10 protein-coding genes are annotated in these 10,017 nt (G+C 44.4%); 7 read left to right on the forward strand and 3 right to left on the reverse strand.

Translation table 11 applies throughout. The features are described 5' to 3' along the window. From polA to VF500_RS26675, 4 genes are all read left to right on the forward strand, one after another. Positions 1 to 1,639: DNA polymerase I (polA, locus tag VF500_RS26660; protein WP_330862579.1), on the forward strand; the 1,639-nt coding region annotated here is incomplete at its 5' end. Positions 1,640 to 2,218: 579 nt separating this feature from the next. After that, positions 2,219 to 3,643 (forward strand): glycogen synthase, encoded by a 1,425-nt coding sequence (locus VF500_RS26665; RefSeq protein WP_330862580.1) that lies wholly within the window; start codon positions 2,219 to 2,221, stop codon positions 3,641 to 3,643. Further along, complete coding sequence (locus tag VF500_RS26670) at positions 3,640 to 4,902, forward strand: glucose-1-phosphate adenylyltransferase (protein WP_330862581.1); 1,263 nt, start codon at positions 3,640 to 3,642, stop codon at positions 4,900 to 4,902. The genes VF500_RS26665 and VF500_RS26670 overlap by 4 nt, the downstream gene beginning before the upstream one ends. 72 nt (positions 4,903 to 4,974) lie before the next feature. Beyond that, on the forward strand, positions 4,975 to 5,163 hold the full coding sequence (locus VF500_RS26675) for a hypothetical protein (protein ID WP_330862582.1): 189 nt from the start codon (positions 4,975 to 4,977) through the stop codon (positions 5,161 to 5,163). Between the two features lie 196 nt (positions 5,164 to 5,359). Here the strand turns inward: VF500_RS26675 and VF500_RS26680 are convergent, their stop codons facing one another. From VF500_RS26680 to VF500_RS26690, 3 genes are all read right to left on the reverse strand, one after another. Beyond that, on the reverse strand, positions 5,360 to 6,037 hold the full coding sequence (locus VF500_RS26680) for a metal-dependent hydrolase (protein WP_330862583.1): 678 nt from the start codon (positions 6,035 to 6,037) through the stop codon (positions 5,360 to 5,362). A gap of 210 nt (positions 6,038 to 6,247) precedes the next feature. Beyond that, positions 6,248 to 6,562, reverse strand: a complete 315-nt coding sequence (locus VF500_RS26685) for a YbaB/EbfC family nucleoid-associated protein (protein WP_330862584.1) — start codon at positions 6,560 to 6,562, stop codon at positions 6,248 to 6,250. A 139-nt stretch (positions 6,563 to 6,701) separates the two neighbouring features. Beyond that, the gene (locus VF500_RS26690; protein WP_330862585.1) at positions 6,702 to 7,913 is read right to left on the reverse strand and encodes a serine hydrolase domain-containing protein; all 1,212 of its coding nucleotides are present in this window, start codon (positions 7,911 to 7,913) and stop codon (positions 6,702 to 6,704) included. 140 nt (positions 7,914 to 8,053) lie between these two features. Here VF500_RS26690 and VF500_RS26695 point away from each other — a divergent pair, with 140 nt between their 5' ends. From VF500_RS26695 to VF500_RS26705, 3 genes are all read left to right on the forward strand, one after another. Beyond that, positions 8,054 to 9,001, forward strand: a complete 948-nt coding sequence (locus tag VF500_RS26695; protein ID WP_330862586.1) for a tetratricopeptide repeat protein — start codon at positions 8,054 to 8,056, stop codon at positions 8,999 to 9,001. A 133-nt stretch (positions 9,002 to 9,134) separates the two neighbouring features. Next, positions 9,135 to 9,515: a glycine cleavage system protein GcvH gene (gene gcvH / locus VF500_RS26700; RefSeq protein ID WP_330862587.1), complete on the forward strand. Its 381-nt coding sequence runs from the start codon at positions 9,135 to 9,137 to the stop codon at positions 9,513 to 9,515. Position 9,516: 1 nt separating this feature from the next. Then, positions 9,517 to 9,915, forward strand: coding sequence for a VanZ family protein (locus VF500_RS26705; protein WP_330862588.1), 399 nt, complete (start codon positions 9,517 to 9,519; stop codon positions 9,913 to 9,915). Positions 9,916 to 10,017 lie beyond the last annotated feature (102 nt).

The raw sequence follows: 10,017 nt of genomic DNA on the forward strand, positions 1-10,017 counted from the left end.
CGAAGGCTGGTATGTACCAGTTCCTGCTGATCAGGTTGCTGCACTAAGTATCGTCACTGAGTTTAAGGAGATCCTGGAAAACGAGAACATCGGCAAAATAGGGCAGAACATTAAGTTTGATATCCTGATGCTGAAATGGTACAACATTGAAGTAAAGGGCACCCTGTTTGATACCATGCTGGCGCACTATATCATCGATCCGGATACCCGCCATAATATGGATATCCTGTCAGAAAATTACCTGGGTTATAAACCGGTATCCATAACCGAGCTTATTGGAGCCAAAGGCAAAAACCAGGGCAATATGCGCGACGTAGAATTTGAAAAAATAAAAGAATACGCTGCCGAGGATGCCGATATCACCCTTCAGCTTAAAAATGTTTTCGAACCAAAACTAAAAGAAGTTGAAGGCGAAAAACTGGTGAATGAGATAGAGCACCCGCTCATTTACGTATTGGCCGACATGGAGTACGAGGGTGTAAAAATAGATCATGACACCCTGCGTGATTTCAGCAAAACACTGGAAACAGATATTGCCCAGTACGAAAAAACGGTTTATGAAAAAGCGGGTGTGAAATTCAACATCGCATCGCCAAAGCAATTGGGCGAGGTGCTGTTTGAGAAACTGATGCTTGATCCCAAAGCCAAGAAAACCAAAACCGGCCAGTATCAAACAGGAGAGGACGTTTTACTTTCGTTAGCTGCCAAGAGCGATATTGTGCGTGATATCCTGGATTTCCGCCAGCTGCAAAAACTAAAATCGACTTATGTAGATGCGCTGCCGCAGATGGTAAATCCTAAAACCGGGCGCGTACATACTTCATACAACCAGGCTGTTGCTGCAACCGGCCGGTTAAGCAGTGTTAACCCCAATCTGCAAAACATCCCTATCCGCACCGAACGCGGTCGCGAGGTAAGGAAGGCTTTTATCCCGCGGGATAGCGGTCACACCATAGTATCTGCGGATTATTCACAGATCGAACTTCGCATCATTGCCGAGATCAGCAAAGATCCTAACATGATGCAGGCATTCGTTAATAACCTTGATATCCACACGGCCACTGCTGCCAATGTATATGGCATTGGGCTTGATGAGGTAACCAGCGATCAGCGCCGCAACGCCAAGGCGGTTAACTTCGGCATTATTTATGGGCAATCGGCTTTTGGTTTATCGCAAAGCCTGGGCATACCACGTAAAGAAGCCGCCGAAATTATTGAACAATACTTTATCCAGTTTGCCGGTATCAAGCAATACATGAGCGATACCATGAACTTCGCCCGCGAAAACGGCTATGTGTGTACACTGATGGGCCGCCGCCGTTACCTGCGTGATATCAACTCGGCCAATGCAACCGTTCGTGGTTTTGCCGAACGAAACGCCATCAATGCCCCAATACAGGGTTCGGCAGCCGATATGATCAAAATAGCCATGATCAATATCCACCGCGAACTGAAAGCTCAAAAACTGGATACCCGCATGACCATGCAGGTACATGACGAATTGGTGTTTGACGTTCCACACCATGAAGTGGAAATTGTAAAGCCCATCATTATGCACAACATGAAAACCGCCATCAAAACCGAGGTACCTATCATGGTGGAGATTGGAACAGGCTTAAACTGGCTGGAGGCGCATTGAGTCCCCCTTGTTAAAGTGACTAACAAAAAAAGTCATTGCGAGGAGGAACGACGAAGCAATCACATACTGTACAGAGCGAACCTGTATAGTATGCGATTGCCACGCTTCACTTATAATGCCACGATTGTAAGTTACTGATTATTAATTGTGTTTTTGAGCGATTTTATAACATGGGCGTTGCCTGCGGCCGGGCTTTCCGCTACAAGTCCTCACTTTACCCACACACAAGCCCGGCGCACGCTCCGGGCTTTTCGCTGCAATCCCTAACGCGGCCCCCGCACAACATCGCTAAAATATATTTTACACAACATCGCGATTTATTCCGGGCTCCTCTGGCGGATATAGCAATGACATATCGATTGTTTATGATGCATTTTGCCATTATAAGGCTATTCTTTCCCTTTCATAATACACTAACCCATATTTACTCCGCGCCCTTTTCCCTATCATTTTTATAACTATAACATCTTAACGATAATAAAATTTCAGTGCTTTTTATCTAATTTTTCCAAAACTATATTAATTCTCATAGGTTTCTCTTTTGGTAATCTTTGCTTAAATTGAGCCAATAAAACCTGAATGAAAATATACCATTTGAGTGCCGAGTGCTATCCCGTTGCCAAAGTTGGCGGGCTTGCCGATGTTGTTGGCGCATTGCCTAAGTACCAGAATCTTGCAGGTTTGCAGGCTGCTGTTGTTATGCCTTTTTACGACCGTAAGTTTACCCAGGAAAACGACTTCGAAATTGTTTTTGCTGCAGCAACCTTGCTTGGCAATCGTCGCCTTTTCTTCGAGATCCTGAAAGAGAAAACAAACAAACTTGGTTTTGAGCTTTATTTAGTAAAAATCCCGGGCCTGCTCGACAGGGAAAATATTTACAGCTACCCTGATGAACGCGATCAGTTCATGGCCTTTCAGCTGGCATTTTTAGATTGGATCAGCTATTCACAGCAAACACCAGATCTGATCCATTGCCATGACCACCACGCCGGTTTAGTCCCATTTTTGCTTTACCATTCAAAGTTGTATACGAGGCTGGCCAACACACCAACCGTATTTACCATACACAATGGCCAGTACCACGGTGCTTTTGGCTGGGACAGACTATCATTACTGCCCGAAATTGACTTAACCAAAACAGGTTTGCTTGACTGGGCCGGCGGTATTAACCCATTGGCGGCAGCTGTTAAGTGCGCCTGGCGTTACACAACAGTATCTCCAACTTACCTGGAAGAACTAACCTATAACTCAAACGGGTTGGAGTACCTGTTTTATATTGAACGGGCAAAGGGTTATGGTATCATGAACGGTATCGACACCGAGGTTTGGAATCCGCAAACCGACCCGATGATCCCAAACAAATTTTCGGCTAAAACACTGGCTAAAGGCAAAAGGGCTAATAAAGAAGCTATCTGCAAACGCTTTGAGCTTGACCCCGAAAAACCGTTATTCACCTTTATCGGTCGCCTCGTAGTTGAAAAAGGTGCCGACCTGCTACCTGCAGCCATTGAGCGCAGCTTGCTCGAAAACGAAGGTGAAGTTAACTTTGTAATATTAGGCGCCGGCGATAAGGAAAATGAACTGGCCCTGCTTCAGCTTAAAAATAAATACCCCGAACATTGCAATGTATTTATTGGCTACGACGAGTCATTGGCGCACCTGATCTATGCCGGGGCCGATTTCCTGTTGATGCCATCGCGCGTAGAACCTTGCGGCCTCAATCAACTATATGCACTACGTTACGGCACCATGCCTATTGTACGCACTACCGGGGGATTAAAAGACTCCGTTATTGACTTTGGCGACGAAGGAGGCTACGGTATCCGCTTTGTACAGGCCAGTGTGCAGGATATCTGCCACTCGGTATTCAGGGCCAAGCAACTTTACCAGGATACCGCCAAAATGCAGCAACTCCGCAAACAAATGATGGCGCTTGATTTTTCCTGGGCACGCTCAACACAACAATACACTGAACTATACGAAAGCTTAAAACTAACTTTATGACATCCAAAGTAATCTCCATTGTGCTCGGTGGCGGCCAGGGCAGCCGTTTATCACCGCTTACCGCAACGCGGTCAAAGCCGGCAGTTCCAATTGCGGGTAAATATCGTTTGGTGGATATTCCCATTTCAAACTGTCTGCACTCGGGTATTACGCGTATTTATGTGTTAACGCAGTTTAACTCGGCCTCGTTAAACAAGCACATCAAAAACACGTACCATTTCAGCAGCTTTAGTGATGCTTTTGTTGACATCCTTGCAGCAGAGCAAACACCATCGAGCGTGGCCTGGTTCCAGGGTACGGCCGATGCGGTTAGGCAAAGCTTACACCATTTGGCAGTGCATGAGTTTGAATATGTATTGATCCTTTCGGGCGATCAGTTGTACCAGATGGATTTTGAAGATATGATCAATCATCATATCGAAACCAATGCCGAAATTTCTATAGCCACCATCCCGGTTGATGCGGCGGATGTTCCTGGCTTTGGCATCCTGAAAACAGATGAGAACAACATGATCACCTCGTTTATCGAAAAGCCAAAAAGCAACTTCGAAAGCTGGGCGTCAGAGGTTAGTCCGGAGATGCAGGCAGAGGGTCGTGTTTACCTGGCGTCAATGGGTATCTACATCTTTAACCGGAAGTTGCTGTATGAGTTGCTTGAAGGCAACGAGCGTACCGATTTTGGTAAAGAGATCATTCCGCAATCAATTGAAGGCCACCGTGTAGCCAGCTATCAATACGAAGGTTACTGGACAGATATCGGTACCATCCCATCGTTCTTTGAAGCTAACCTTGGGCTAACCGATAATATCCCCAAGTTTAACCTGTTTGATAAAAACCCGATCTACACCCGTGCACGCATGTTGCCGCCATCAAAAATATCAGGCACACTGATGGAGAAATCCATAGTTGCGGATGGCTGTATTATCAACGCAAAGCAGATCACACATTCGATAATCGGGATCCGTACCCGTATTGGTGTAAATACCATTATCGAAAACTGTTATGTAATGGGCAGCGACAATTATCAAACACTTGAAGAGATAGCTGAATGCAAGGAAAGCGGTTCGCCAATTATGGGCATTGGCGATAATTGCCACATCTTAAATGCCATCATTGATAAAAATACCTACATCGGTGATAACGTAACTATTAACTGTGGCGAAAAGCTTGAAGACGGCGATTACGGAACCCATACCGTGCAAGACGGCATTGTTGTAGTTAAGAAGCGGGCTATAATAGCAAGCGGCACAGTTATTTAATTAAAAAATAAAAAAAACAAACCATAGTTAATTTGTTATAGATAATACTAACCATCTAAAACATAATCAACTATGAAAAAGGCACTATGTTTGATCGCTTTAGCAGCGATCTCTTTCGGCAGCGTTTTCGCTCACGGTACAGTAGTTCGCCCGTCAAAAGGCATTATGCAAACTGATACTACCAAAAAGAAAAACAAGCCTAAAAAAATGAAGAAAGATACCACCATGAAAAAAGACACCATGAAAATGAAGAAGAAATAAGTCTTTAAGTCTGAAGCCGGAAGTTTAAGTCCGGTGGTATCAAAACGAGAACAGCCCCGGCATTTTGCAGGGGCTGTTCTCGTTATTTAGATCGTCATGCTGAACTTGTTTCAGCACCCCACATGCCAAGTTTACGCCTTGCAAGGTGCGCCAGTCTTGTGGGTTCCCGAAATAAGTTCGGGATGACGTAAAGGTTTTACAACTCAATAGTCTCACCAATAGCAGGCAATTTCAAATTCAGGCCTGCTTTGATAAACTTCTCAGCTACCTCATGCTTGTCAATTTTAATAACCGGGAATGAATCATAGTGAACACCGATGATGTTTTTACAGTTGATGAACGCTGCTGCTTTAACGGCATCATCCGCTCCCATGGTATAATTATCGCCGATAGGCAGAAATGCCCAATCCAGATTGTCATCTTCCAGCAGTTTCATATCATAAGTAAGCGCAGTATCCCCTGCAAAATAAACCGCTTTTCCTTCGGCATAAATAACAAAGCCGGCAGGATTGCCGCCTGGTGAACCATCAGGCAAAGTACTTGAATGTACAGCATTTACCATTTTAACCCGGCCGAAATCAAAGTTAAAGCCACCGCCAATGTTCATACCGTGTACGTTTTCAATGCCCTTAGTGCCAAGCCATCCGGCAATTTCAGCAATACAGATCACCTTTGCACCACTGCTTTTTGCAATTTCTAATAAGTCGGCAACATGGTCGCCATGCCCGTGTGATACAAGGATATAATCGGGCTTTAAGCTGTGAATATCAATATCCTTTGCCAGCGGGTTAGGGCTTATAAACGGATCGAAAAGCAATTTCTTTCCGCCGGTTACAATCTCAAGTGCCGATTGGCCATAATAAGTAGTTTTCATAGAATGTTATTTTATGATCAGATCAAAAGTAAACACTTAATAATAGCGATTTGATTTGGTTGCGGAAAAGTTACAAATAGGTGTTTAAACAGACAGCGCTATAAAGCCTTCAAAATGTAAGAAGGCGTATAGAAAGAAAAGCGTCATTGCGAGGAACGAAGCAATGACGCCTTAATATTTTTTTGAGGCTCTCCTTTAGAAAATATAAGCTTACTTACCAAACATATTACCCAAACCGCCCAGACCTCCAAACATACTTTGGGTCATGGCAGCCATTTCGCTTTGGCTGATGTTCTCGGCTTGTTCAATCGCTTTATTGATAGCCACTACAAACAATTCTTCCAGTTCTTCTTTGTCAGCACCCGCTAAAAAATCAGGATCGATCTGTACCGACTGGATCACTTTATTGGCATTAGCGTTCACAACTATTTTGCCGCCCTCGGCTGAGCCTGATACACTGATGGCATCCAGTCGTTTTTTCATTTCGCCAGCCTTTTGCTGGGCTTCCATTAATTTATCAAACATAGTTTTAGTTTATTGAGTGAGTGGTTGATTAGGTGAGTAGTTGTGTTATCGATGGAAAGTAGCTGATCAAATTTCAATTAAACCATTAACCTAATCAACTCAATCAACCATTCTCCAACCCTAACCATTTTCCAATCCATTAATCATCACTGGTATCACCATTTCCGTTATATGCACTTTTACGTACAACGGGCATGCCAACAGTTTTAAACAGGTCATCGAGCTTAAGCAGGCTGCCATTCGCCAGGTTGGTAAGTAGCACAACGGTAATGTCATTCTTCATATCACGCAGGTAAATATGCCTGAAGCCGTGCCACCAGCCGGTGTGGTAAATCACTTCCTGGCCTGGTGCTGTGAACGTACGCCAACCGTAACCATAGCTAAAATGTCCATGTAACATCGGGTTGCGTGGTACATAGGCCGAATCAAGTGTGGCCGGTTTTAACAACAGTCCCGCACGTAAGGCACGGTCAAACAGGAACAGGTCGCCAACCGTGCTGTAAATACCCTTATCACCTACCGGGCCATCCAAAAAGTTTTGCACTACCGAGTAGCGCCACTGGCCGCGGTCGTGCCCAACAACATCTACCGGTATTTTATCATATACCGCTTTTGAGTAAACATGGGTATGCGCCATGCTGGCAGGCTTAAACACATTTTCTTGCATAAACTGGGCATAGCTCATTCCGCTCACCTTTTCGATGATGGAACCCAGCACCATAAAGTTGGAGTTATTATACAGGAACCGCTTATTAGGCTCATTGAAACGGGTAGGCTTGTTATCGGCAATCATTTTCATCGCCTCTGCATTGGTAAGGCCTTTGCGCTGGTTGAGGTGATTTTTGCGATAGATATCGTCGACAAAATATACATAATTCATCATTCCCGAACGGTGGGTAAGCAGCAAGCGAATGGTTACACCATCATACGGAAAATCAGGGAAAAACTTTTTAACATCATCGTCAAGCTTCAGTTTACCGCGCTCCATGAGTTGCAAAATAGCCGTTGAGGTCATGGTTTTGGTAACCGAAGCCAGCTCAAACTGTGAGCCGATCTTCAGGCTGTCGCGGTGCAGGTAATCGGCCCAGCCAATGGCTTTTTCGTAAACTATTTTACCTTTTTTAGCCACGAGCACATTGCCGTTAAAACCGCGGGTACGGTGCAGTTCCTGCATTACAGCATCGATCTTTTTATCGGCATTTTTAGGATTATAGGCCAACAGCGCGGTGGTGTCGAGTGGCTTCGCTGCAACCTGCGACTGCGATTGGTCTTTACTTTTATTTTTGGATGAACAGGTTAACAGTAACAGGGGGGCAGTAAACACTACCAGGCTTTTGTACACTAATCTCATAAAGCAATTTATCTCACACTAAACGAACGCGAAAATTAGAAATTATACAGCAGGTATTAATTAAAGTTTTAAAATTTTCTGTTAGTTAGCACTCTTTAGTATGTTTAAGTATGATTTTGTTGAAAAAAGGCTTGTTCACTATGGCTTTAGTGCTCGTTGCAGGATTGGCACAGGCTCAAAATGTTGATGTTAGCAGCACGATAAAGGAAGGTATCAGGCTTAACAGTGAAAAAAAATACGCCGCGGCTATTGAAAAATACAAAGAAGCCCTTGCCTCCGAGCCCGATAATGCCCAGGCTAATTACCAGATGGCATTCAGCCTCAATGCCTCGGGTAAGGGTACCGAAGCGATACCCTATCTTAACAAGGTCATAAAAACCGGTGGCGACCTTACCGGCCCGGCTTATGAGCTCATGGGGAGTATTTATGATGCTGCCCACCAGCCACAGCAGGCCATTGATGCTTACCAGCAAGGGATCAAATTAAAGCCCGGTTATCAGCCGTTATATTTTAATTTAGGGATAGCCTATTTCCGTGCGCAAAAATATGCTGAAGCCGAACTGGCGGCCATTGAAGCTATCAAACTTGATCCTAAACACGCCAATAGCCAGCGCCTTTATGGCCTGGTGACTTTCCACCAAAACAAAAGGGTGCCGGCACTGATGGGCTTGTGCAGTTTCCTGCTGCTTGACCCGGAAGGCCCGCGCGCTGATGAAGCCTACACCAACCTGCAAAGCCTGCTAAAAGGAGGCGATCTGAAAGCAGCTAAAGCAGATCCTGAAACCCTGCTGCTCAATAAAACTTTAAGTGCCGCGATTGCAGCATCGGGCGGTCAGCTGGAAACCCAATTGAAAAATATTTTCACGGCTATTGGCAAGCTTGGCGAAAAAACCGGCAAGCAATCCTTCTTCTGGAATTACTATGCAGCTTTCTTTTACAAGCTGTCGCAATCACCGCACCTTTCAACAGCTGTTAAGCTGATCAGTTTGAGTGCCGATAAAGCGGGTGCTGCTGCTTGGCTGCAAAGCAATGCCGATAAGCGCAAAGCATTAGATGATTGGACGGCATCTGCCGAAAGGAAGTTTTAACTTCGTTGATGTGCAAATATGCAGATGATAAACCATCACTATGCCATATAGAAAATGATGATTGGATATTTTACATATCCATAATTGCGAAAACCAAAGTTTTACTATTTTTGAGCACACAAAATTTAACGACATGAATTTTCCAGCTGAATTAAAATACACCAAAGACCACGAGTGGATTAAGGTTGAAGGCAATGTAGCTACCGTAGGCATCACCGAATTTGCTCAGAGCGAGCTGGGCGATATTGTTTATGTTGATGTTACTTCATTAGGTAAAGAAGTTGCTAAAGACGAAGTTTTTGGCACCGTTGAAGCAGTAAAAACTGTATCTGACCTGTTTATGCCTGTTACCGGTACTGTAACCGAGGTTAACCCGGCACTAAACAACGAACCCGAACTGGTTAACAGCGATCCATACGGCGAAGGCTGGATGGTAAAGATCACCATTGCTGACGTTGCTGATGTTGACTCACTTTTATCTGCCGACGATTACAAAACGGTTATCGGCGTATAAGATGAAGCTGTTTTTAAAATATCACGGGCCCGCTATTTTGTGGGCCTTATTTGTTTTGGTGATTTGTTCAGTACATCTTGATTCGGTTGATAAATCGCCCCTGTTTTTTGAAGGGTTTGATAAGTTAACCCATTGCGGCTTATTTTTTACGCTTATTGTGCTGGTTTGTTTTGGCGTTATCAGGCAACAAAAACCACGGCGGCTTACGTATACAAGGATGTTCATCATATGGGCTATCAGCATAGCTTTCGGAGGACTTATTGAAGTTTTGCAGGCTTCCGTTTTCACCTGGCGAACCGGCGACTGGAACGATCTTTTTTGCGATGTGCTTGGGGCTTGTATGGGTGTTTTTAGTGTTATGCTGACTATTGAGGCGATTGGAAAAAATGAAAAAAAATAAACTGGTTATTTTATTAGGTGCGCTATTATTAACTGTGGCCTCTTCATGCGGTATTTTCCATAAAGGCTGCGGCTGCCCGCATTTTGGAAAAATCAAATCGGC

This window comes from Mucilaginibacter sp. (assembly GCF_036383575.1).
Taxonomy (GTDB): domain Bacteria; phylum Bacteroidota; class Bacteroidia; order Sphingobacteriales; family Sphingobacteriaceae; genus Mucilaginibacter.